Here is a 24224-nt window from a genome sequence, read left to right on the forward strand (position 1 = left end):
ACCCGCGGCATTGAACGTGCTAATGGGCGATGCAAGGTACGCATCTGATCCACATATGTCAATGTGCTTCTACCGAGCGCGGGGCACACCGCTCAAACGCGGTCATTTTCACACGATTTAATAATTGGTGACTTGATGTGCATGTGGTTGTTATTCAGAATGGCGGTGCTCGCCACGTTGTAAAACGCGTGCTTTGCGCATCAAAGAACCATAAGCTGTAGCGCCGAAGCCGACACCGCCGAGTCAAAAATTATCAGAAAACGGGAGCAACACATGCAATTTCTTTTACGTGCCGCTTTTGTGGTGTGTTGCGGCGTATGTTTAAGCGCTTGCGGCGGTGGATCGGGCAACTCGGGTTCGACCTCGGCTTCGACGTCGCCTGTCACCTTGGCGGCAGGTTCCAGCATGACCATGAAGGCAGACAGTTCGGTGAATGTGCCTGCCGGAACTATCGTTACTGCGCCGAACGGCACGGTCGTTACGATTAGCGGGTCGTCAGATACCGTCATTACGCAGGCAGGCGCAGTCGTCACCGTACCCGCCAGTGCGACAGGCCCGGCGAACGATGTCGTGACAACCGGGCAGGCATCCGGTAGTGGTCTGTCGACGTCCGCGTTGTCGGTGACGAGTCTCGCCGGTTCGGCAACCACCAACCTGCAACCCGCCGACGGGACGGGAGCCGCCGCCGTTTTCTGGGGTGGTGGCCATCTTGCGACGGACGCACCTGGCAACATCATCCTGTCCGATCGAGGCAGTCTTCGGAAGGTCACACCGTCAGGTGTGGTCACCACCTTGGCGACTCAATTCTCCTGGGACGGCGTTGCAGTCGACCCGTCCGGCAACATCTATGGGGCGGGAAATGCCTTGGCAATCGCAGGCCCGTCAGGCACATTTGCGGCGTTGCTGCAAGAGTTCTCTGTTTCGGGCACGTACCAGCAATTGTTCGCGAACTGGGAAAGCGCGGCCAAGAATCCGTCAGTCGGCGAGGGCGGTCTCGTCATGGACAGCAAAGGGGCACTGTTTCTGGCGGATGTGGTAAACAACCGCATTGTGAAGTTCAACGTCGGCAGCAACACCTGGGCGGTTTTTGCAGGCAGCGGCACCAGCGGCAATCAGGATGGGGTTGGCACTGCCGCGACATTCACGCTCAATGTGCAGTCCGATCTTGCAATCGACAGTAACGACAACCTGTATGTAAGAAGCGTCGACGCCGTTCGAAAAATCGCACCGGACGGCACGGTCACCACGGTCGCAAGCCGGTTGCCAACATCCGGCACGATCGCCGTGGACAAGGCGGGCAACATCTACACGTCGGGTACTCTGGTGATCGATCGTATTGCCAGCGACGGCAGCGTCGTTTCGTATCCGTTCACAAACACGACGGACTTCATCACCTCGCTAGTCACCGACAGCAGTGGCAACCTCTATGCAGGTACGCGAGGTTTCGGGGCGCAGATATTCAAGATCACGTTCCCAAGTGACTGATCGTGGCTTCTGGCATGCACGATCACGCCGAACGGAGGCGGTCCTGGACGGGGGCAACTGAACTGATGCGCGAGAACGTCGACGTCGCCCTTGCGTTTTCGCGCGCTCCCGATGATCCGCCCGTCGTCGTCAATAACGGCAAGCGGCACGGCGCAAAGCGTTGGTGTTGATAGGCGAGCTTCGAGCTTCCTCAATGACATCATCAACTTCGTCAACTATCGCTAGTCTGATAGAGACTTGCCGCGGTGTGACAGCGAGCGGCTCCTGACTGACTTCATGTGAGGTTGGCAATGACGATCGTAGAATATGCCCGCCGATCGGACGGGCAGTACAGCCGCTAAACTTCACTCTTCATCAGTGCAACAGTGGCCATAGGCTGTCACACGTCCGTCACGCAGAGCGTGCGGTGCCGAGCGCGGACCGGCGAGTGTCGGACGTAGCTCATTCCTCGGTCACCTTCGAGTCCACCGCTTCTGCATATCCTGCATCTGCTTAGTCACCGTGGCGCCTGTTCGCGCCCACGCGTCGGCGGATGAATCGGAACATATGACGATGCATGCGGAGACGGCCGGCGCTCCCGCGCAGAACCCGTTCAAGCCGTTCTCCCGCAGGGCGCTCCGCGTTTCGCGACACGGCTTCGCAAGCCGTTCGACACTCAACCGGATCATCCTTGCAATCTGCGTACGGTAACGTATTCTGGCTTATTGAATGCTCATGAGCTGGGCGAAGAACACCCGGTTGCAGAGGTCCGCCCACAGGCGCGACGTGGACCCGATCAATCATCGAAGCGCCTGCGCAGCGCACCCGACGCGAGCCACACCTTCGCGATCGGGCTGCAAGGACAGGAGACGTCGATATGGGCAAACATCCCACGGCGGACGCTTCGCAGCAGACCGCACTCGGCAGCGACGAGCTTCAGCTTATCGATGCGTGGTGGCGCGCATGCAATTATCTTTCGGTCGGCATGATCTATTTGCTCGACAACCCGCTGCTGCGGGAGCCGCTGAAAGCCGAACACGTCAAGTATCGCCTTCTCGGACACTGGGGCGCGAGCCCGGCGTTATCGTTCGTATGGGCGCATCTGAACCGTGTGATCAAACGCGACGACCTCGACGTCATCTACATGGCAGGTCCCGGACACGGTGCGCCCGGCGTGCTCGGCCCCGCCTATCTGGAAGGTACCTACTCGGAGATCTATCCAGACAAGAGCGAAGACGCCGAGGGCATGCAGAAGTTCTTCAAGCAGTTCTCGTTCCCGGGTCATATCGGTTCGCATGTGACGCCGGAGACGCCAGGCTCCATCCACGAAGGCGGCGAGCTTGGCTATAGCCTGTCGCACGCGTATGGCGCCGCACTCGACAACCCGGACCTCATCGTGGCCTGCGTGGTCGGCGATGGCGAGGCGGAGACCGGGCCGCTCGCCACCGCGTGGCATTCGAACAAATTCATCAACCCCGCACGAGACGGCACCGTGCTGCCGATCCTGAACCTGAACGGCTACAAGATCGCCAACCCGACCATCCTGTCGCGCATCAGCAGCGAGGAACTGGAAGCGCTCTTTGTCGGCTATGGCTACAAGCCCTATTTCGTCGAAGGATCGGATCACGCGGAGATGCATCAGAAGATGGCGCGCACGCTCGATGTCATCCTCGCAGACATTCGCGCCATTCATGAGCAGGCGCGCGTGAACGGCAGTACCGAGCGGCCGCGCTGGCCGATGATCGTGCTGCGCACGCCCAAGGGCTGGAGCGGACCGAAGGAAATCAACGGACACAAGGTCGAGGGCTCGTGGCGCTCGCATCAGGTGCCTTTTGCGGACGTGCGCAATAACTCCGCGAATCTCGAAGTGCTAGAGCAGTGGATGCGCAGCTACCGGCCCGACGAACTCTTCGATGCCGACGGCCGGCTGATTCCCGAACTCAAGGCGCTATCCCCTGAAGGCGCGCGGCGCATGAGCGCCAATCTGCACGCGAACGGCGGGGTACTGCGCAGGGAATTGAAGCTGCCCGACTTCCGTGCCTACGCGGTGGACGTGCACCACGCGGGCCAGGTGCTGCAGGAGAACACGCGGCCGCTCGGCGAGTTTCTGCGCGACACCATGCGCGCGAACATGAGCACCTTCCGCGTGTTCGGCCCGGACGAAACGGCTTCCAATCGTCTTCAGTCGATCTACGAGGTCAGCAAGAAGGTGTGGATGGCCGATATGCTTCCCGAAGATGAAGACGGCGGCGAACTGGCGCGCGACGGCCGCGTGATGGAGATGCTGTCGGAGCATACGCTGATGGGATGGCTCGAAGGCTATCTGCTGTCGGGCCGCCATGGCTTCTTTCATACCTATGAAGCCTTTGCGCACGTGGTGGATTCGATGTTCAACCAGCACGCGAAATGGCTGGACATCTCCAGGAATCACGTGCGTTGGCGCGCGTCGGTTGCGGCGGAAAACATTCTGTTGTCGTCGACCGTGTGGCGGCAGGATCACAACGGCTTTTCGCATCAGGATCCCGGCTTCATCGACCTTGCCACCAACAAGAGCCCGTCGGTCACACGCGTCTACCTTCCGCCGGACGCAAACACGCTGCTGGTGGTGGCCGACCACTGCCTGCGCACGACCGACTGCATCAACGTGATCGTGGCCGACAAGCAGAAGCACTTGCAGTTCACCACCATCGACGAAGCCGTCGTGCACTGCGCAAAAGGCATCGGCGTATGGCGCCGCGCGAGCAACGACGAGGATGACGAACCGGATGTGGTGATGGCGTCGTGCGGCGACGTCGCCACCCAGGAAGCGCTGGCGGCGACGGCGATCCTGCGCGAACGCCTGCCCGAACTCAAGCTGCGTTTCGTCAACGTGGTCGACCTGTTCAGGATGCAACCGGCAAGCGAGCACCCGCACGGGTCGACCGAACGCGAATTCGACAGTCTGTTCACGACCGACAAGCCGGTGATCTTCAACTTCCACGGCTACCCGTGGCTGATTCACAAGCTCGCGTATCGCTTTCGCAATCACGAGAATCTGCACGTGCGGGGCTACAAGGAGAAAGGCAACATCAACACGCCGCTTGAACTTGCGATCCTCAATCAGGTGGACCGCTTCAATCTGGTGATCGATGTGCTCGACCGCGTGCCGCGCTTGCAAGGCAGAACAGCGCATCTCAGGGAGGACATGAAGAACGCGATTATCGGCAACCTGAACTACGCGCATACGCACGGCACGGACCGCGCCGAGGTTGCCGACTGGGTCTGGCCTTTCTGAACGTCGTGGACAGCAGGCACCGGGAAAAATGCCATGGCCGACGCCCTCACAGCGACCTCGCCGGATAGCGCGGAACCGGCACGCAGCGGTCTAAGCGCCGCTGCGTTGCAGCGCGGCGTGGTCGACAATCTGCTCTGCCTGCAGGCGCGCTATCCGGCGATCGCCGCCCCGCAGCACTGGTACATGGCGCTCGCCTATAGCGTGCGTGACCGCATGCTGGCACGCTGGGCAGCCACCGTGCAGACCTACGCCGCGCACGATGCGCGGGTCGCCTGCTACCTTTCCGCCGAGTTCCTGATCGGCCCGCAACTGGGCAACAACCTCGTCAACCTCGGCATCGAAGCCACCGCGCGTGAGGCGTTGCAGGCGCTCGGCATCGACCTCGACACACTGCTCGCGCTCGAGGAAGAGCCCGGGCTCGGCAATGGCGGGCTTGGCCGACTCGCGGCCTGCTACATGGATTCGCTCTCGACACTGGAAATACCGGCGATCGGCTATGGCATCCGCTACGAGTTCGGCATCTTCGATCAGGAGATTCGCGACGGCTGGCAGGTTGAAGTCACCGACAAGTGGCTGCAAAAGGGTAATCCATGGGAGATCGTGCGTCCGGAGGTGGCTTACTACGTGGGGCTCGGCGGCAGCACACGGAACGAAAGCGATGCACAAGGGCGCCTGTGTGTGCGCTGGACCCCGGCGAGGCAGATCAAAGGCGTGGCCTGCGATACGCCGATGCCCGGTTATCACGTCAACACGTGCAACACCTTGCGGCTGTGGAAGAGCGAGGCGGTCGAGTCGTTCGACCTGCAAGACTTCAACGTGGGCGACTACTACGCGGCCGTCAACGAAAAGGTGATTTCCGAAACGCTGTCGAAGGTGCTTTATCCGAACGACGAGCCCGCGATCGGCAAGCGTTTGCGTCTCGCGCAGCAATACTTCTTCGTGTCCTGCTCGCTGCAGGACATGCTGCACCTGCTCGACCTCAAAGGCGACCCGATCGGGCATTTTGCGGAGCGGTTCACCGTGCAGCTGAACGACACGCACCCGTCGATCGCCGTTGCCGAGCTGATGCGTTTGCTGGTGGACGAACGTCAGGTGCCGTGGGACGAGGCCTGGGATATCACGCGGCGCGCGCTTGCTTACACCAATCACACGCTGTTGCCCGAAGCGCTCGAGACCTGGGGGCTGCCGCTCATGTGCAGCCTGCTGCCGCGTCTGCTCGAAATCATCTATGAGATCAACCGCCGCTTCCTCGACGAGATCCGGCAACGCTATCCGGGCGACGAAGCGCGCGTCGCGCGCATGTCGCTGATCGACGAGCGCGGTGACAGGCTCGTGCGCATGGCCCACCTGGCGACGGTCGGCAGCCACGCCGTCAACGGCGTGGCCGAGCTGCATTCGGGGCTCCTCAAGCAGACCGTGCTGCGCGACTTCGCCGAATTGTGGCCCGAGCGCTTTCACAACGTGACGAACGGCGTCACGCCGCGCCGCTTCATGCTGCTGTGCAATCCGGCGCTCGCGCAGCTGCTGGACGAAACCGTCGGCGATGGCTGGGTGACCGATCTCACGCGACTACGCAAGCTCGAAGCGTATGCCGACGACGCTGCGTTTCAGGAGCGGTGGCGTCGCGTGAAGCAATCGAACAAGGCCGTTCTCGCCGAGCGCATTCGCAGCGCCACAGGCATAGGGGTCGACGCCGCCGCGCTGTTCGACGTGCAGGTCAAGCGCATTCATGAATACAAACGGCAACATCTGAACGCACTCCTGATCGTCACGCTGTACCAGCGCCTGCGGCGTAACCCGCAACTGGCGCTGACACCGCGCTGCTTCGTGTTCGGCGGCAAGGCCGCGCCGGGCTATGCGATGGCCAAGCTCATCATCCGCCTGATCAATGGCGTCGCCGAAGTGGTGAACAACGATCCGGCGGTGAATGGGCGGCTGAAGGTCGTGTTCTATCCGAACTTCAGTGTGAAGAACGGGCACTTCGTCTACCCGGCCGCCGATCTGTCCGAGCAGATTTCGACAGCCGGCAAGGAGGCCTCGGGCACCGGCAACATGAAGTTCATGATGAATGGCGCGCTGACCATCGGCACGCTCGATGGGGCCAATGTCGAAATCCGCCAGGAAGTCGGCGACGAAAACTTCTTCCTGTTCGGCCTGAGCGCCGACGAGGTGGAACGCGTCAAACGTGCGGGTTATCGCCCCGCGGACTACGTGAACGCGAACGACGAACTTCGCGAAGTGCTGGAGCTGATCGCCAACGGTCACTTCTCGCGCGGAGATCGCGAGATGTTTCGTCCGCTGATCGACAATCTGACGCAAGCGGACCCGTTTCTCGTCCTTGCCGATTATGCCGACTACGTGGCGCGTCAGGACGACGTCAGCGCGGCCTGGCAGGACACGCGGCGCTGGACTCGCATGTCGATCCTGAACACCGCGCGCTCGGGCAAGTTCTCTTCCGACCGCGCAATCGACGAATACTGCGAGGAGATCTGGAAGATCTCGCCGGTGAGGATCGCCCTTGATCGATGACCCTGAAACAGAATCGATCCGTGCTCATGCGGTTCGCGCCGGGTCGCGTTTCCCCCTGGGTGCGACCGCGGTGCCCGGCGGCATCAATTTCTGCATCTTCTGTCGCCACGCGACGCGCGTCGAATTGCTGCTATATGAGGCTGCGGACAGCCCCGAGCCGTTTCAGATCGTCACACTCGCTGCCGAGAGCAATCGCACCTTCTTCTTCTGGCATGTGATGGTGCAAGCGCTGCCGCCCGGCACGTACTACACGTGGCGGGTGAACGCTTCGCGCGATACGCAGTGTAGCGGCGACGCGTTCGATCTCCGCAGGGAGCTCCTCGACCCGTATGCCCGCGCGGTCAGCGACGTTCTGTGGACACGGCGTGCGGTCGGCGATCCGGATAGCACCGCGCACGCAACGCACCGCGCGATCGTGACGGAACCGCTGCCCGCATCCCACACCCGGTTCTCGCGCGGACTCGACGATGCAATCATCTACGAGCTGCATGTCGGCGGCTTCACACGACATCCGTCGAGCGGCGTGAAGCATCCCGGCACCTTCGCCGGCCTGATCGAGAAGATTCCCTACCTCACGCAGCTTGGCGTCAGCCACGTCGAGCTGCTGCCGGTGATGGCCTTCGACGAGCAGGATGTTCCGCCCGCGTCGGCGGCACGCGGACTGGTCAACTACTGGGGTTACAGCACGCATAGCTACTACAGTCCGCATCCTCGATACTGCTGCGACCCGGCACGCGCGCCACAGGAGTTTCGCGCACTCACCGACGCATTTCACGCCGCCGGCATCGCCGTGCTGCTCGACGTTGTGTTCAACCATACGGCGGAAGCGGGCGAGGCGGGACCCGTCATCAACTTCAAGGGTTTCGCGAACGATATCTTCTACCACCTCGACGCGGCCGACCGGCGCCGCTATCGCGACTACACCGGCTGCGGCAACACGGTCAATTGCAACCATCCGCTGGTGACCGCATTCATCGTTCGCTGCCTCGAATACTGGGTGGAAGAACTGGGCGTCGATGGATTCCGGTTCGACCTGGCGAGTATCTTCGCGCGTGACCAGCACGGCGAACTGATGGCCGATCCGCCGCTACCCTGGGCGATCGAGTCTTCGCGTGTGCTTTCGCACGTGCCGTTGATCGCCGAAGCGTGGGACGCCGCGGGCATGTATCAAGTCGGCGCCTTTCCCGGCATGGCGTGGGCCGAGTGGAACGGCCGCTATCGGGACGTGATCCGCCGTTTCGTGCGTGGCGACCCGGGCCTGATCGGGGTGGTCGCCACCTGCATCGCGGGCAGCTCGGACCTCTATGCGGACGACGGCAGGCTGCCCATCAATAGCATCAACTTCGTGACGTGCCACGACGGTTTCACGCTGAACGATCTGGTGAGCTACGATTCGAAGCACAACGAAGCAAATGGCGACGAGAATCGCGACGGCAGTTCCGATAACCTGTCGTGGAACTGCGGGGCCGAGGGCGAGACCAGCGACGCGGAGATTCTCGGTCTGCGGCGCCGCCAGGCGCGCAACCTGATGGCCATCCTGTTCCTGAGCCAGGGCGTGCCGATGATGCTCGCCGGCGACGAGGTGTTGCGCAGCCAGCGTGGCAACAACAATGCCTATTGTCAGGACAACGCGCTCGGCTGGTTCGACTGGAAGCCGACTGAAGCCGGCGCGGCGATGTTGCGCTTCATGCGGGAGTTGATTGCGCTGCGCAAGCGCCACGCGAGTCTGCGCCGGCGCCACTTTCTCACCGGACAGCCCTCGCCCGGCCAGACCCGGCCGGATGCAACATGGCACGGAGAGCGCCTGCACGAGCCGGGCTGGCACGATCCCGGCGCCCGGCTGCTGGCCTTCACGCTGGGCGGCGAAGAGCCCGGCGAGCCTGCGCTGCACGCGGTGTTCAACATGGACGATGCCGCGCGCACGGTCCAGCTGCCTGCGCCCGATGGGCGGTGCTGGCGGCGTATCGTCGATACCGCACTCGACAGCGCGCATGACATCGTGCACCCGGCGCAACTGGCCGCGATCGAGAACGAGCAATGTCGCGTGGACGCGCGCAGTGTCGTGGTTCTGGAAGAAGAGGGTTAAGCGCAGACGCCCGAATCGCGGGTGAGGCGGCTGGAGTTGCGACGCTTTTTTTATGTGCTCGCCCGGTTCTAGTGCCGTGGGTTGCGTGCGATCTGCAGATTGTGCCCGCGAGTGAGCAGCAGAAGCCGAACGCCAATAGTGTTCTTCCTTCTATTCGCCCGACGATTCGAGCACGTTCGGGTGGCCTTTACGTTGCCCTCCTGGTTCAAACGCCGCGCGAAGAGCCTAGCCGGTTGCCGCCGCACCGACCTGCTGAGCGAGCGGCGCGCGTTGGCGTGGTTCGTGCGTTCCGGCAAGGTCAAATTAGCGCTTGACACGCGAAGACGCACGGCTGTATTTTGAAGTCAATACGCACGACCGTATTCCCGCCATGAGCAAGCCATCTTTTCGCGAAGGCATTCTCGCCGCCGGCCTCCAGGTCATGCTGCGCTCGGGCTACGAGGGGGCGAGTGTGCGCGATATCTGCGCGGCCGCCGGCGCTCCGCACGGCTCCTTTACCAATCACTTCCGCTCCAAGGAGGCGTTCGCCGGGGAAGTGCTGGACCGCTATTTCGCTCACACCAAGGAGTTCGTCAAAAAGGCGCTGGACGACAAGTCGCTGACTCCGCGCCAGCGACTGAAGCGCTATCTGGACATCATCAGCGGCGTGCTCGCAGATGACAAATGGAGCCGCGGTTGTCTGATCGGCGACTTCAGTCTCGAGACCGCTTCTCGCAGCGGTCTGCTACGCGAGAGGCTGGAGGCCATCTTCCAGGAGTGGCGCGCCCTGTTTGCCGCGTGCATCGCCGAAGCTCAAGCCGCCGGCGAAATTAGCCCGGCCTTCGATCCGATGGATCTCGCCGAATTTCTACTGGCCTCCTGGGAGGGCGCCATTCTTCGCATGAAGGTCGAACGTGGCCCCGCCGCGCTCGACCGCTTCAAGAACATCGTTTTCCAGACCATCTTCAAGGAGCAGAAATGACAGTTCCTTTCGATGTTGTATTGCCCCAGATGAATGTTCTCGATTCCACGATGGCCTATCGGGAAGCAGGACACCCCGAAGCACCGGTCGCGCTTTTTCTGCACGGGAACCCGACCTCGTCGTACATATGGCGCAACGTCATTCCGCTGGTTGCACCGGTGGCGCATTGCATCGCGCCGGATCTCATCGGGTTCGGCCAATCGGGAAAGCCGGATATCGAGTATCGGTTTGCCGATCACGTCCGCTACCTCGACGCGTTTCTCGCCAATGCCGGAATCTCGTCGGCATTCGTCATCGCGCAGGACTGGGGAACCGCGCTGGCATTTCACCTGGCAGCCCGCCGGCCCGAGTTCATCCGTGGGCTAGCCTTTATGGAGTTCATCTGGCCGATGCCTCGCTGGGAGGATTTTCACGCCAATGCGCGCGAAATCTTCCAGAAGTTCAGGACGCCCGGAGTGGGCGAGCAGTTGATTCTTGAAGGCAATGCATTCGTGGAGCAAGGTCTGCCTGCGGCAACCCTACGCAAACTGACGGACGAGGAAATGGCTGTTTACAGAGCGCCATTTCCAACCCCTGAGTCGCGTCGACCGACGTGGCGTTTCCCGAATGAACTGCCGATCGCTGGAGAACCGGCGGATGTGTATTCAACCTTGGAAAAAGCACATCGTGCGCTAGCAGAGTCCTCTTATCCGAAACTGCTTTTCACAGCAAATCCGGGCGCTCTGGTATCGCCGGCCGTCGCTGAAGCTTTTGTGAAGAGACTCAAGGACTGCAGAGTTGTGGAGCTTGGCGAGGGGCTTCACTACTTGCAGGAGGATCATCCGGAGGTGATCGGTGCCGCAGTCAAGGAGTGGATCGAGCGGCTGATCTGATCAGAAGTTCTTCCAGCTTGAAACAGACGCTCGCATGATTGGCATTCCTATGAAATTCCGACTGGAATAACAGTCGATCGGCGGATCAGTTGTAGTCGTCTGTGAGCGACGAGCTTGCTCAATTTTCCGATCACAAACGGAAAGGATTGACGGCCCACCTTCACCGTCGCGCCGATGAAGTCGCCAGCCCCGCCTGCGCACGCTGCAACCATTCGCGGTTATGTTCCCTTGCGTGGCGCGTCCAGTGTTTGGCGTCGTGAACGATTTCGCCGTACAGGCTGTCGGCGCGCTGGCGATCCGCCGCGTCCGGTTGCGCCGCGAGCCAGTCGGCGAACAGACAGCGAGGGGCCACGTCGCTCGCGCAGGTCAGCGCCTGCTCGAAGGCCGCTCGCGCACCGGGTGCGCCGAGCGCGGCGAGCGCGCGTGCATGGAGCAGGGCGGGTGCACCCTGATTGCGGGCCTGCGGGTTGGCCGCGAACAGGCTCGACACGGTGGCGTCGGCCGCGCGGTAGTCGCCTACGGCGAACTGCGCCTGGCCGAGGCCGAGCAGCAGCGCGGGGTCGTTGGCGAAGGGGCCGTTCGCGGCGGCCTGATAGTGTTCGAGCGCTTCACTCGCATCGCCCGCCGCCAGCAACGCTTCACCGAGTCGCATGCGATGCTGGACGGTGGGCGCGCGATCGAAGTTGACGCGTGCCTCGCGCACGGCACGATTGGGGTCGACGAACTGCGTGATGGCCTGGGCCGCCGCGCGTGCCCCGCGCGACTGACGCAGACTCGGCAGATAGACGGCGAAGAGATACACGATGCTGCCCAGCATCGGGAATACGAAAAGAATGAAAAGCCAATACATGCCTTGCCGGGTGCGCACTGCGTGCACGGCGAAGAAAATGGCGATGATGACGTGAAGACCGATTCCGAAGAAGCGCATAGCGATTCAATTTTCTGGCTTGAGAGTTTGAGGACGCACCTGCCGAGGCAGCTGCAAAAACACCTGCCGCAGCACCCGCCACGAATGGCGGCGCCGGTTTCCACAGGCTAGCTTATGACAGTGTACGTGCCCGCAACGTTCCGACAGTTTACGCTTGGGGACGCATACCGTCGCGCTGCTAATGCGATGAACTCACGCGCAGCAGCGCAAACACGAACGACAGCACCACCACGATCACGCCCGTGGCAACGACGAGGCGATTAGCGAACAGTCGGCGCATCGCAACTCTCCTACACGAAGCTATAGCGTTCGGAATGGTACCTGGCGAGCGGCACTTTCATCTCGCCCAGCGCGGTTTCGATTGCATCCATCATCACGTCGGGTCCGCAGATAAAGTACTCGTGATCGGCATACGCGGGCCGCAGATGACGTCGGAACATCTCCGCGTTGATGCGCCCGCTTTCTCCGGTCCAGCCATCGGGCGGGTCTGTGAGGACGTACACGATCTTCAGGTCGAGTCGCGCTTTGAGCGTCTCCAGCTCCTCGCGAAAGGTCAACGATTCCCAGGACTTGCTGCCGTAAAGCAGCACGAGCGGACGCGTGTCGCCGCGATCGGCCAGCGTGCGGATCATGCTCATCATCGGCGTGATGCCGATGCCGCCCGCGATCAGCACGTGCATATCGGTCGGATTGCCGATCGTGAAGGCGCCATAGGGTCCGTCGAGATAGACGCGCTGCCCGACCGGCACCGTCTTCACCGCGCTGGTGAAATCGCCGAGGTTGCGGATCGTCATTTCGACGCGGCCGTCCGCGGCTTCGGCACTCGACGAAAACGAGAACGGATGCCCGGTGATGCGAAACGGGCTTGCCCATAACGTTAGCCAGCCGAATTGGCCGGGCTTGAAGCGAAAGCCCGCGTGACCCTCCGGCCGCATCACCAGCGTCGTGGTGTCGCCGCGCTCCGTACGCACCTCCGTCACGCGATACGGACGTCGCAGCATGAACAGCGGCTTGAAGAGGCGCACATAGAACAGCAGGCCGATCCAGAAGACCGTCATGCCGATCCACAGCGCGCGCTTGAGCGGATCGGCCAGATAGAAGCCCCAGCCGACCATATGCAGCATGCCGGCCGCGATAGCGGTCAGCGCGAGCACGATATGAGACAGATGCCAGAACTCGTAGCGGATCTTCAGTTGCTTGCGCCACAACGCCATGACCACGAGCACGATCAACGCGCCGATCGATAGCACTGCGAAACGCGCGCCCCACGGGATGTCCCAGATCGACTCCGGCAGCGCGAGCGATTCCGAGCGGATCGCGATCAGAATCAACGGATGGGCCACGACGAGGCCGACCGCCAGCAGCGAGACACGCCGATGGAAGTGATAGATGACGTCTTCGCCCCACGGCTCGGTCACGTGGCGAAAGCGCGCGGTAAGGCCGAATTGCAGCCCCATCATCGCGAGACCGGAATAGCCGAGCGCGACCGAGAACTCGGTGGCGAAATTGCGCGCGGGCGGCAGGTTGCCCGCGAGCAGCGCGAACAGCGGCGCGAGAATGAAGAGCAGATAGATGGCGGACCAGATGGCCTTGCGCACGAGATCGCGATTCTGCATGAAGGCCTCTCTATTCCAGCCGCGAAATGCATCGAGTGGGCCGCGCCGCTGAGTGCCGTCCCGGTCATTTCGCGCAGGACTGCGCGCCGGTCAGAGGCACGTGGTGAGCAAAAGCGCGGGTCCGAACGTGATGACGGTGGCAGCCAATGCGGCGATCAGGGTCCAGACAACGACGCTATGCATGAACGAGCTGATGCGCTCGGGACCCGGATCGCGGCCGGCCGCACGATAGCGCCATAGCCCGCCGATCGCGACCAGGTGCAGCAGTAGCACGATCGCGAGGCTCACACGCAGCGGGCCGGTCGGCCAGCCGAACCCGCAGCCGATCGCGTGCAGCGCATAGAGAATCACCACCGCGAGACACCAGATCGTGAAGCCGGCGGCGAGCCACCACAAACGCATCGGCGCAAGCGGGCGTTCGTTCATGGCCGGGCTCCCATCATCGCCACCAGGCCGGGCAATGCAAGCACGAGGGCGAGCGCGATGAGCGCCGTCACCTCGGTGTAGTCGAGCCAGATACGCGTGAGGCGCAAGTCGGTCACCCGTCGCGCGGAAATGAAGCCGGAGCCGAGGCGCAGGAAATTGCTGATCAGGAACAGCACGCCGATGCCGGCATGGATGCCGACGTAGGTGAGCAGCGCCGCGGCCGTCGCGCCGAGCGCGTGCTCGCGAGGATGCGGCGTGACGCCGGTGATCAGCGCGACGTCGGCGGCGATCGCGACGATCAGCGCCAGCGCGGTCAGGCCGATCCAGCCATGCGCGCCGCGCTCCGCGGCGACGGCGTGCAGCGTGCCGCGTGCGCAGGCCGCGGCGGCGGCGAGGGCTACCACCGTGACGAGCGCGAACAGGCGGCTTGGTTCAGGCGTCGCCGCAGCCGGCCAGTTTGGCGCGGCGAACCACAGATAGTACGTCCCGAACACCAGCGACGTGAACAGCGTGCCATTGGCCACCAGCGCGCAGATCAGCGCCAGCCGCGCCGGCGCGCCGTCCACTTCGGTATGCGGCGGCACGCTGACGCCACGTCCTACCGGCAGCGGCCCGTAGTCGCGCGCATGGCCGGCGCTCTGGCCGGCATAGATGAAGAGGCCAAAGGTCACGAACGCTAACGCGAGCGACAGCAGATAGAACTTGAACAGCATCGCCAGCACCGCCGCGCAGGTGACGAGCGCGGTGACGAGCGGCAGATAGGTCGCGCGTGGCAGCACGATCAGTTGTTCTGGCTCGCCCGAGGTCATATGCACGCCGAGCGTTTCCTGCCAGCCGTTGCGCGTGAAGCCGAGATAACCTTCGCCGCGTGCGAGCGACGCCGCCAGCGTGCCGGGCGTCACGCCTTCCGTCTCGGCGCCGATCCGTGGAATCGAGGCGAACGCATACGGCGCGGGCGGAATCGGCATCGCCCATTCGAGCGTGGTCGAGTCCCATGGATTGCGCCGCACGCGCCGCCCGTAGCGCAGTTGCACGAGGATGTCGATCGCTACCAACGCGAAGCCGATCGTCATCACGAAGCTGCCCACCGACGACAGCAGGTTGAGCCAGTTCCAGCCTTCGTCGCCGCGATAGGTGAAGATGCGCCGCGGCATGCCGAGCAGGCCGATCAGGTGCATCAGGAAGAACGTCATGTTGAAACCGATGAAGACCAGCCAGAAGGCCGGCAACGACAGCTTGTGCACGGCGGTGCGGCCGGTCAGCAGCGGCAGCCAGTAGTAGAACGACGCCAGCATCGGAAATGCGAGCGCGCCGGCCGCCACGTAGTGCATGTGCGCGACGACGAAATAGGTATCGTGCGCCTGCCAGTCGAATGGCACGATCGCGAGCATCACGCCGGTCAGTCCGCCCGCCGTGAACACGAAGAAGAAGCCGAACACATACAGCATCGGCACGTCCCAGCGCGGTCGTCCGTGCGACAGCGTGGCGAGCCACGCGAAGACCTGAATCGCGGTCGGCACCGCGACGATCGCGGAGCCCGCCGAGAAGAACGCCAGCGCGAGATGCGGAATGCCCACCGTGAACATGTGATGGACCCAGATGCCGAAGCTCAGGAAGGCCAGCGCGATGATCGCGACGACGATGGTCCGATAGCCGACCAGCGGCCGCCGCGCGAAGACCGGGATGATCGTCGACAGCACGCCCGCCATCGGCAGGAAGATGATGTACACGTCGGGGTGGCCGAATAGCCAGAACAGATGCTGCCAGAGCAGCGCGTCGCCACCGCGCCGCGGGTCGAAGAAAGGCAGATCGAACGCGCGCTCGACTTCGAGCAGCATGGAGCCGAGGATCAGCGGCGGGAACGCCACGATCATCATCATCGCGGTGACGAGGATGTACCACGCGAAGATCGGCATGCGGTCGAGCGACATGCCGGGCGCACGCATTTTGAGGATCGAGACGACGATCTCCACCGCCAGCGAGAGCGCTGAAATCTCGACGAACGTGATGCCGAGCAGCCACACGTCGGCGTTGATGCCCGGCGTGTAGACGCGCGAGCTGAGCGGCGTGTACATGAACCAGCCGCCGTCGGGCGCGGAGCGCATGATCAGCGACACCGTCAGGATGATGCCGCCCAGCAGATAGCACCAGTAGCCATACGCGGTCAGACGCGGGAATGCAAAATCGCGCGTGCCGAGAATCTTCGGCGTGAGATAGACCGCGAAGCTTTCCACCATCGGAATGGCGAACAGGAACAGCATCATCGAGCCGTGCATCGTGAAGACCTGGTTGTAGGTCTCGGCGTCCATGAAGGCTGCGTGAGGCGTCGCGAGCTGCACGCGCGTGAGCATGCCCAGCACGCCCGCGATCGCGAAGAACAGGAACGACGTGATCATCATGCGCATGCCGAGGACTGTGTGGTTCACGGCGGCGAGCTGCTGCACCCCCGGTCCGGTGGCCCAGATCGCGGCGAGCTGGCGGTGCAGCCGCAATGCGCGCATACCCTGTGACGACGGCTCGGCAGGCACACTCATTTCTTCACCTCCCCGTTGGCGGCCGCCTCCTTGACGGCGGCGGCAAAGTCTTCCGGACGATCGACGATCACCGCGAAGTGCATGCCGGTGTGACCGACCCCGCAAAACTGATTGCACTGCCCTTCGTAGCGACCGGGTTGATCGGCCTCTACGCGCAGACGGTTGGCATGCCCGGGCACGGCATCGATCTTGCCGGCGAAGCGCGGAATCCAGAACGAATGCAGCACGTCCTCGCTGGTGACGACGATATCGACCGGCGTGCCGGCGGGCAGGTGCAGCAGGTTGCGTGTTTCGACGCCGCCCTGGTCCGGGTAGCGGAAGGTCCAGACCCATTGCTTCGCGATGGCCTCGATGCGCGGCGGCGTCATGCCCGGTAGCGGCAGCAATCGTTCGCCGGCAAACAGGCCATAACAGATCAGCGGAATCAGGATTACGGCAGGCAACACGAGGCCGCCGAGCACCACCCAACGCGCCGCCGACACACGCGAGCCCCAGCCAGGCCGGTAGATCACCAGCAGGAATAGCACGAGCACCAGCGTGAACAGCACGACCGATCCGGCCAGCATCGTCCACCACAGCCCGGCGATCGACGCAGCCGAGCGGCCGGACGGCGTCAGCGTCGACAGCGGACCCGCACAGCCCGACAGCGCCGCGAACAATCCTGCTTGGACCGGTACACGCAAGCAGCTATGATGCTTCGAAGGATCACGCATTCGACGCGGGGGACTTGCACCATGGCAAAGAAAGACGATTCCGGATCTCATGCCAGGAGCGAAGTGCTGCTGGAATTGTTGCGGCTGGATGCGGGGTCGGCGGTCGCGCTCGTCGGCCATCCGATTCACGTGATGATGGTGCACTTCCCGATTGCGTTCGTCGTCGCCACGCTTGGGGTGGATGTCATCTACTGGTGGTCGGGCGATCCGTTCTGGGTCAGGGCAGGTCTGTGGGTGGCCGGCTTTGCGTTCTGGAGTGGCGTGGCCGCGAGCTTCGTCGGTACTGCTGAGCTTTTGCTCGTACCTGGCATCCGGCTCAGGGAGGCCAGCTGGTCTCATGCCGTCGCGGCGATGACTCTCGTCGCGATCGCGGGCGCGAACTGGGGCGTGCGTCTCTTCTATCCCGCGGAGATCCTGCCGCATGGGCTCGCGTTGTCGGCGCTCGCGTCGGTGATGACGGGCTTCGCCGGCTGGCATGGGGGCAAGCTCGTGTTCGATCATGGCGTCGGCATCATGGTTTCGCCGAAGGAATGATGCAGCCATCGGGCGAGTCCGCCAGGCTCGAACAGATGCGGGGCGAACAGGGTTGCGTCGATGTGCGGCTTGGCCAGCACGACCCAGATGATCGCGACGATCACCAGCACATAGGCAGTCGTCAGCGCGATCCACGACAGGCGGCCGAAGTGGCCCTCGGGCAGGAACAGGTGCAGCAGCACGAGCCCGGCCACCACGTGCAGCATCGCCATGATGCCGACCAGCACCATCTTCACGGAAAACCATTCGACGAAGGTGGCCTGCAGGAAGATCAGCCACGTGCCGCTTGCAATCGCAACAAACGCGGCGGGCGATGTCAGTTCCACATAGACCAGTCTCGCGATGCGATGCAGCCGGTCGAGGTCAGGACCGGCCGTCAGCATGCGGCGCTGCCAGAACAGAAAGGGCAGCACGATCAGACCGCCCGACCAGATTGCGATCGCGCCCAGATGAATGAATTTCAGCAGGGTCGTCACAGTGCGGGCTCTCTTGCGCGCAGGCTGGACCAGGCGATCCAGAGGCCAGCTGCCAGATAAGGGACCATCGCCAATACCCACATCAACAGCCCGGCGAGTTGCTGGTCGGCGAGCGGGGTGAGTCCCCAGGCGGCGGTGGTGCCCAAATGCGGCACATACAGCGGTACGGGAGCGAACACGATCAAGGCGCCGAGCAGACCCATCTGTCCGATCGTCGCGCCGAGTGCCATCAACGCGGCGCCTGTCTGCATCGACGGTGCCAGGATACTGCGCCACATTAACCAGGCACTGCCAAGCAGCGTGAACTGCATCAACCAGTAGGCCGGGACTGTCGAGAGTGCCCATGCGTACGGGCCCGGTGCGTGCCAGAGCCAGACGATCACGGCATGCGCGGTGACCACTGGGACGAGCGGCGGATAGCCGGCGCGAGACAGCGGAAAGGCGCACGCGAGCAGCGGCGCGACAGCGGCGATCAGAATGATGTGATGGGTCACGCGCGCTGAAAACAACGCCGACGACAGCGCGCACAATGGGGAGACAAAGACGACGATCATCAGCGCAAGCGCCACCCAGCCCGCTCGCGTGTCGGCTGAGCGACCGCTGGCGACGATGAACGCGAGGGCGGCAAGTACCGCAAGCAGCAGCGGGTCCGTGTTCCAGCGCAGCCACACATCGTCAGGCACGGCGGCAGGACCGCAGTAGGCGATTAGAAAAGTGGGCATGGCGCGAGATTTTCCGATGGTCCGGATTGGAATCCGTAACACATGGCCTGCGCTTTTCCTGCCAATCTGCACTCGACGGTCGTGAGGACAATCAGATCGTCGCGAGTCACTGTTACCGAAAGACTATCTTCATCTACCATTTCCATCACCTCACACGTCGTTGCGTGGAACGCGCTGGTAGAACCTGGGCAATTGTCAGACGGGTCACGATCCGATTGATCGTGAATCTACTGTAGGAAAATTAATTGCCGAGAGCCAGCTATCCGTGCATTGCTGGTGTCGGAGATTGATCTGCGCAAGTCACCGAGCATCTGCGCAAACGGTAACAAGCGGGGTGCGCGTCGCGGCAGACTGCGCGAATGGTGCACCGCAATGCCTTGACTCGGTGGTTTCACGGATGTGCACGCGGCCGATCAGGAATGGTGAATGCGATGGCGCGCCCATTACTGATAGCCGATCGTGAACGTGGCAATCCCGTTCGCGGTTCCTGGCGTGATGGAAGTGGCGGTCTGCACGTAGCGCGCCGTCAGCGGGATGGTGAAGCTGCCATTACCCGTCTGACCCGCGAGCCATTGATTCGTATTGCCAATGGTTTTGGAGTCAGGGCCGTAACTGATGACGTTCGGCCCATTCTGTATTTGGATGCCGACTCCCCTCGCGGTTGAAGCTGAAGTGAGCGACAGCGTGTTGGACACGTTGCCCGGGTTGCTCTGGTCGGTCAAGGTTGTGTATACGCTCGCGGTCACGCCTGACGCTCCTCCCGAACAGTTCAGCCCGATATTGAAGGAGGACTGCGGAGCCGAGGCCAACGAACTTGCCGCGACGCTGCCGAGCGGCACTGTGATCTGCGGATTGGTCACCGCACACGTCGGTATCGTCGGGTTGATGATGATTGGACCAGTGAAGTACACGTACATCATCGGGTACGTGCCGTTCTGCGCCAGGAACTTGACGATATTCCCGCTGATGCTGCCACCAGCCGTGACTGGCCCAGTCTTCACGATCTGAACGTAGAACGGCGCAACCGTACCGCCGGCGAGGTTGGTTAGCGACGCCCACGAGGATATGTTGACCGGAAGCGGAGTTTTGTTGATGTCCTGAAGCCTCACGCCGATGCCGGGAACGTTGGTGGAGAAGGTCTGGTAGGTACTGTTGTACGTGCCCACGCCGGTCTCCACCACCGTGCCGTAGCCGTCGGAGCACGTAACGGCGGTCGAGACCGAGCTGTTGAGCAGCCCGGAGCTCCACAGCACCGTGCCGTCCGCGGCGGCCGGGTCAAAGACGGGCACCTTGGGTTGGATATTGAGGGCATTCTGGGACGCAGTGCCGGTGCACCCGGCCCGTGCCATTGCAGGCAGCATCAGCGCCAGCACGAGGCAAAGCAAACCAGTCAATCTCGACATCATCATCATCTCCCGCTTTTCGGTCCGGACAGCGCGAACCACCCGAATCCAACATTGTCATTTCCACTGGCCGCGTTCACGGCCCTGTTAAGCCAGTCTGGCAAGCCGATTCGACGAACTGGCAAGATCCTCAGCGCCGGGGGCGCCTTCGCTCGACACACGCCTACCGGCATACGGCATCCACCACGCTGTACGACGCGCTCGTCCTCGTGTCGACTTTCGGCAGCGAGTAGTCGACCCAGCAACGCTCGCCGCCGGCTTCGTCCCAGTTGACCAGCAGCCGGCCGGTATCGATCTTCAGACCACGCGCAATCACACGGCCTCCCTGTGCCACCGTGCCGATGCTTTGCCCCTGTGGGTTCGATACGTCGGCGCCGAAGGGCGCCGGCGTGCCGTCGGCTTTCCTGATGTTCAGGATCGCGGCGCGGCCGGTGTTTTCAGTTTCAAACTTCAGCCGTACGACCGCGCCCGCGGTCGGTGCGACTGACTGCTGGGTGGACTTCAGCTCGACGTTGATCGGCAACCCCTTGGGGTCGATCTCAACCTGATTGCTGGCAAACGGACTCAGGTTCGACACCACCGCGTGACCCCACCGGTCGACCCGCAAGCCACTGCCATTGGCAACGCGCGCGCCAGCCGCATCGGAGGCCTCGACGATCGCCGTGGTATCGCCAATCATTGGCGTGAAGGCCACGCCGCCCCGATACGCGACGATGCCACCGCTCACGCCGACGCCCGCCTGCCCATAGTTATTGTTCTTGCTGACGCTGCCCGTCAGCGTGGCGACCGGCGACATGTAAGAAGCGTTGGCGCCTGCCGTGGTGTTGGCGTTCGCGCCGCCACCGCTGCTGTGGCCCACGTTCACGCCGTAGGCGAACGCATTGTCCACACCGAGCGTGCCCGTGACGGATTCCTGCACCGTCGTCGGCGTGCCTGTGCCGCCTTGCAGCGAAGTGCTCGAATAGGGCGCATGCGGACCCGTGCCAAGCGGAATGCCGACGGTCAGCATCGCGCGGTTGTCCCACTTGCCCGTGCTTGTGTCGCGCTGGCGCCCGAACGCAAGGCTGTAGTTCATCCGCCTGTAGGTGTTGGTGTAGCCCGCCTGGAATTGCGTATCGGTGCCATGGCGGTCCCAGTAGTTCTGGGTGGAGCCAGTCAGGTAAAACGAGCCGCGGCCTGGCGGCAGACTCTGGTTCACCGTGACCTGCAGGCGCCCGCGCTGGATACCATTGGCCGCGAAGCCCATGTTGCGCCGATCGAGGTCGCGCGTCGCCATCGCGTCGGCAAGATCGAGGTAGCCACGACTCGAATAGCGGTAAGCCGCCACGGACAGATTGGTGCCGGTCGGCTCGACCAGCTTGCTATAGCTCAGGCGCAGGCTCTGTCCGTTGCGGTTCGGCTGGCGCTCCAGATGCGTGGCAGCCTCGGTGATGTCGAGGCCGAACGCGCCATAGTTCGTATTCAGCGCGGCGCCGATTTGCGCGGCCATGTAGCCCGGGCTCGCCACGAAACCGCCATAGCCGGTGATGAGATTCGTGAAGCCGTGCTGAACCGTGCCCTGGAACAGCATCGGGTGGTTTTGCACGAGCGGACTGCGGTACTGGCCGAGCGTGAAGCCATAGCGCGTGACGCCGGGACGCAGCGCATTGACCGCCGCCGCATAGGGCACCGTGGAGGTACGCACCCTGCCGTCGGCCTCGGTCACGATCACGTCGAGGTTGCCGCCGTAGCCGGTGGGATAGAGATCGTTGATCTCGAACGCGCCTGGCGCCACGGTCGTTTCGTAAATGATGTTGCCGTTCTGGCGGATCTGCACACGCGCGTTGCTTTCGGCGAATCCGCGGACAATCGGCGCGTAACCGCGCTGCGACTCCGGATACATGCGGTCGTCGCTCGCGAGTTGGACGCCGCGAAAACCGACGCTGTCGAACACGGCGCCGTCGGTGAACGCGTCGCCAACCGTCAGCTGGCTTTTGAGCGGCGCAATCGAGCGTTGTATGTTGGTCTGCACACTCTGGTAGTGAGTGCCCGTCTGGTTGCTCGAAGTCAGGTTGCCGTTGTGACGGAATCGCCATGGCCCGAGGTTGATCCCCGCGTTCAACCCCACATAGCCCTGGGTTGAATTCACACCGGCTGAATCGGCATGGTAGAGGTTGGCGTTGTACTGCAGCAGCGCGGCGGGCACGCCGTCGTCCCAATAGCGCGGCTCGACATAGCCGCGTGCGGTCCGTGCGAGTGCGATCTGCGGCACGCTGACGTCGAGCCGCTGCTCGCCGTTGTCGAAGGTCGCGGTAGCGTCGTTGACCAGTGAGGGCAGCGGCATGCAGTCTTCGGCGCTGCTTTCCAGACGCGCGGCCACATCGGCGGGCGATTTCGTCAGGTCCACGCCAACGCGTTGCAGCAGCGCTCGATCGAAGCAGATCTGCGCCTGGCTGGAGTCGGCGCCGCGCTGGCGCAGCTTCACTTCCGTCCGCCCAAGCCATGCGCCGTTCACATACAGATCGGCATGGTAGTCGCCGGGCAGTGCCACGTTGCCCTTGTTGAAGCGGCTGATATCGATGCGCCCGCCGGCCGGCTGCTGAATGAACTGATCGTTGAACTGAACTTCGGCCAGTTGCGTGGACGCGCTCGGATCAGCGGTCGCGCCCCATGCCCCTGCGCTGGCGAATGCCATCAACACTACTGCGCCGATGGGCGACAGCTGTGAAGGGAAAGACTGATGTTGCCTGAATTGCATGAGGGCCAGCTAGAGTCTTCGGACGGACCTTCTCCCTGCCGCGTCGCGCAGCATCGGTTTCTGCAGAGAGAGTCCGGTGAGGGGAGCCGGAACAGGCCGGCTGCGGATTTACTTCTGTTGCGCGGCGTTCAGCGGCGCTTCACCTTCGACGGGGGCGCCATAGTCATTGATCGCGTGATAGCGGACCGTGGCGTTGGCCCCAGCCAACACTTCGCCCGAAAGCGGGAAGACCTGGGTGTCGCCCGGACCCACCATGCCGCCTTCTTCGAACTTCGCGGTCTTGCCGCCGCCCACCAATTCCAGCGTGGAGAACGACACGTGGTAAGGCGTCGGGTTGTGCGCTTCGAGCGCGGCGTGAGTGCCGGTCTGCGCGATGCGCCACGTGATCTGTGCGGGCGCGTCGTCCGCATGGCCCTTCAAACCCACAGGACGGAAGAACATCTTGACGCGCGTACGAAATGCCATTTGCAGCCGGTTGGTGCTGGCTTCGTCGGCGGCCGGTTTGGGTGGGACTTCGAGCACGTTGAGCCAGAATATCGATTCCTTATCCCGCGGTAACGGCTCGCCTGTGTACAGGATGCGCAAGGTCTGCCCTTTGCCCGGGTCGATGCGTGCAAACGGCGGCGTAACGGTGAACGGCACATCGATTGCGGCCGGCGCAGCTTTGGGATCGCCTTTGTCCAGCCAGACCTGCGTCAACGCTGGCGATTTGCCTTCGTTGGTCAGTTTGATGGTCTGTTCGTTATCCTTAGCGTCATAAATAATCCGCGTGCCGGCGATGACAACGGAGGCATGCGCCTGCAGGGCGTTCGCGAGTCCCAGCGCAAGCACGCTGGCGGCGATGAGAGTCTTGATCGTTCGTTTCATGATGGCACGTCGGCAACTAAGGGAAAGGGACAGCGGCCGCGGAGCGAGCGTGGACCCGCTCCGCGGTACTTCGCTACGACAA

Annotated in this window: 17 protein-coding genes; 7 read left to right on the forward strand and 10 right to left on the reverse strand. The window is 62.9% G+C overall.

Annotated elements, in window-relative coordinates; genetic code table 11:
- Positions 1-273: 273 nt before the first annotated feature.
- The 6 genes from BN2475_RS02110 (at position 274) to BN2475_RS02135 (ending at position 11186) form a co-directional block, all read left to right on the forward strand.
- Positions 274-1485, forward strand: coding sequence for an NHL repeat-containing protein (locus tag BN2475_RS02110; RefSeq protein ID WP_143325719.1), 1212 nt, complete (start codon positions 274-276; stop codon positions 1483-1485).
- An 856-nt stretch (positions 1486-2341) separates the two neighbouring features.
- Positions 2342-4738 (forward strand): phosphoketolase family protein, encoded by a 2397-nt coding sequence (locus BN2475_RS02115; RefSeq protein ID WP_094777919.1) that lies wholly within the window; start codon positions 2342-2344, stop codon positions 4736-4738.
- 33 nt (positions 4739-4771) lie between these two features.
- Positions 4772-7267 carry a glycogen/starch/alpha-glucan phosphorylase gene (locus BN2475_RS02120; protein ID WP_094777920.1) on the forward strand — a complete coding sequence of 832 codons (2496 nt, stop codon included), beginning with the start codon at positions 4772-4774 and terminating at the stop codon, positions 7265-7267.
- Positions 7257-9353 (forward strand): glycogen debranching protein GlgX, encoded by a 2097-nt coding sequence (gene glgX / locus BN2475_RS02125; RefSeq protein WP_094777921.1) that lies wholly within the window; start codon positions 7257-7259, stop codon positions 9351-9353. The genes BN2475_RS02120 and glgX overlap by 11 nt, the downstream gene beginning before the upstream one ends.
- Positions 9354-9663: 310 nt before the next feature.
- A complete protein-coding gene (locus tag BN2475_RS02130; RefSeq protein ID WP_245841127.1) occupies positions 9664-10314 on the forward strand; it encodes a TetR/AcrR family transcriptional regulator in 651 nt (216 codons plus the stop codon).
- Positions 10311-11186 carry a haloalkane dehalogenase gene (locus tag BN2475_RS02135; protein WP_094777922.1) on the forward strand — a complete coding sequence of 292 codons (876 nt, stop codon included), beginning with the start codon at positions 10311-10313 and terminating at the stop codon, positions 11184-11186. Before BN2475_RS02130 ends, BN2475_RS02135 begins: the two co-directional genes overlap by 4 nt.
- Before the next feature lie 160 nt (positions 11187-11346).
- On the opposite strand, the gene BN2475_RS02140 is transcribed toward BN2475_RS02135, so the two are convergent.
- The 5 genes from BN2475_RS02140 to coxB form a co-directional block, all read right to left on the reverse strand.
- Positions 11347-12114 carry a tetratricopeptide repeat protein gene (locus tag BN2475_RS02140; protein WP_094777923.1) on the reverse strand — a complete coding sequence of 256 codons (768 nt, stop codon included), beginning with the start codon at positions 12112-12114 and terminating at the stop codon, positions 11347-11349.
- A 290-nt stretch (positions 12115-12404) separates the two neighbouring features.
- Entirely contained in the window at positions 12405-13730 is a 1326-nt protein-coding gene (locus tag BN2475_RS02145) for a ferredoxin reductase family protein (protein WP_094777924.1), read from the reverse strand.
- Positions 13731-13820: 90 nt separating this feature from the next.
- On the reverse strand, positions 13821-14156 hold the full coding sequence (locus BN2475_RS02150) for a hypothetical protein (protein ID WP_094777925.1): 336 nt from the start codon (positions 14154-14156) through the stop codon (positions 13821-13823).
- Positions 14153-16690 carry a cytochrome c oxidase subunit I gene (gene ctaD / locus BN2475_RS02155; protein ID WP_094777926.1) on the reverse strand — a complete coding sequence of 846 codons (2538 nt, stop codon included), beginning with the start codon at positions 16688-16690 and terminating at the stop codon, positions 14153-14155. Before ctaD ends, BN2475_RS02150 begins: the two co-directional genes overlap by 4 nt.
- On the reverse strand, positions 16687-17373 hold the full coding sequence (gene coxB, locus BN2475_RS02160; protein ID WP_094778021.1) for a cytochrome c oxidase subunit II: 687 nt from the start codon (positions 17371-17373) through the stop codon (positions 16687-16689). Before coxB ends, ctaD begins: the two co-directional genes overlap by 4 nt.
- A 51-nt stretch (positions 17374-17424) precedes the next feature.
- Here coxB and BN2475_RS02165 point away from each other — a divergent pair, with 51 nt between their 5' ends.
- Positions 17425-17937: a DUF2231 domain-containing protein gene (locus BN2475_RS02165; protein WP_094777927.1), complete on the forward strand. Its 513-nt coding sequence runs from the start codon at positions 17425-17427 to the stop codon at positions 17935-17937.
- Here BN2475_RS02165 and BN2475_RS02170 read toward each other — a convergent pair.
- From BN2475_RS02170 to BN2475_RS02190, 5 genes are all read right to left on the reverse strand, one after another.
- Entirely contained in the window at positions 17901-18413 is a 513-nt protein-coding gene (locus BN2475_RS02170; RefSeq protein WP_094777928.1) for a CopD family protein, read from the reverse strand. The genes BN2475_RS02165 and BN2475_RS02170 overlap by 37 nt on opposite strands.
- Positions 18410-19135 (reverse strand): cytochrome c oxidase assembly protein, encoded by a 726-nt coding sequence (locus BN2475_RS02175; protein WP_174641847.1) that lies wholly within the window; start codon positions 19133-19135, stop codon positions 18410-18412. Before BN2475_RS02175 ends, BN2475_RS02170 begins: the two co-directional genes overlap by 4 nt.
- Positions 19136-19578: 443 nt before the next feature.
- A complete protein-coding gene (locus BN2475_RS02180; protein WP_094777929.1) occupies positions 19579-20547 on the reverse strand; it encodes a fimbrial protein in 969 nt (322 codons plus the stop codon).
- 154 nt (positions 20548-20701) lie between these two features.
- Positions 20702-23212, reverse strand: a complete 2511-nt coding sequence (locus tag BN2475_RS02185) for a fimbria/pilus outer membrane usher protein (protein ID WP_483874385.1) — start codon at positions 23210-23212, stop codon at positions 20702-20704.
- A gap of 171 nt (positions 23213-23383) precedes the next feature.
- Positions 23384-24142, reverse strand: a complete 759-nt coding sequence (locus BN2475_RS02190) for a fimbria/pilus periplasmic chaperone (RefSeq protein WP_094777931.1) — start codon at positions 24140-24142, stop codon at positions 23384-23386.
- Positions 24143-24224: the final 82 nt, after the last annotated feature.

The organism is Paraburkholderia ribeironis (genome assembly GCF_900019265.1).
In the GTDB taxonomy this organism is placed as follows: Bacteria; Pseudomonadota; Gammaproteobacteria; order Burkholderiales; family Burkholderiaceae; genus Paraburkholderia; species Paraburkholderia ribeironis.

Bases quoted from the DNA above. Each gene is read 5' to 3' on its own strand.
- BN2475_RS02140 (WP_094777923.1), bottom strand. From the start codon at position 12,114: ATGCGCTTCTTCGGAATCGGTCTTCACGTCATCATCGCCATTTTCTTC.
- BN2475_RS02145 (WP_094777924.1), bottom strand. From the start codon at position 13,730: ATGCAGAATCGCGATCTCGTGCGCAAGGCCATCTGGTCCGCCATCTAT.
- BN2475_RS02135 (WP_094777922.1), top strand. From the start codon at position 10,311: ATGACAGTTCCTTTCGATGTTGTATTGCCCCAGATGAATGTTCTCGAT.
- BN2475_RS02115 (WP_094777919.1), top strand. From the start codon at position 2,342: ATGGGCAAACATCCCACGGCGGACGCTTCGCAGCAGACCGCACTCGGC.
- BN2475_RS02175 (WP_174641847.1), bottom strand. From the start codon at position 19,135: ATGCCCACTTTTCTAATCGCCTACTGCGGTCCTGCCGCCGTGCCTGAC.
- BN2475_RS02185 (WP_483874385.1), bottom strand. From the start codon at position 23,212: ATGGCATTCGCCAGCGCAGGGGCATGGGGCGCGACCGCTGATCCGAGC.
- ctaD (WP_094777926.1), bottom strand. From the start codon at position 16,690: ATGAGTGTGCCTGCCGAGCCGTCGTCACAGGGTATGCGCGCATTGCGG.
- BN2475_RS02150 (WP_094777925.1), bottom strand. From the start codon at position 14,156: ATGAACGAACGCCCGCTTGCGCCGATGCGTTTGTGGTGGCTCGCCGCC.
- BN2475_RS02190 (WP_094777931.1), bottom strand. From the start codon at position 24,142: ATGAAACGAACGATCAAGACTCTCATCGCCGCCAGCGTGCTTGCGCTG.
- BN2475_RS02110 (WP_143325719.1), top strand. From the start codon at position 274: ATGCAATTTCTTTTACGTGCCGCTTTTGTGGTGTGTTGCGGCGTATGT.
- BN2475_RS02120 (WP_094777920.1), top strand. From the start codon at position 4,772: ATGGCCGACGCCCTCACAGCGACCTCGCCGGATAGCGCGGAACCGGCA.
- BN2475_RS02165 (WP_094777927.1), top strand. From the start codon at position 17,425: ATGGCAAAGAAAGACGATTCCGGATCTCATGCCAGGAGCGAAGTGCTG.
- BN2475_RS02180 (WP_094777929.1), bottom strand. From the start codon at position 20,547: ATGATGATGATGTCGAGATTGACTGGTTTGCTTTGCCTCGTGCTGGCG.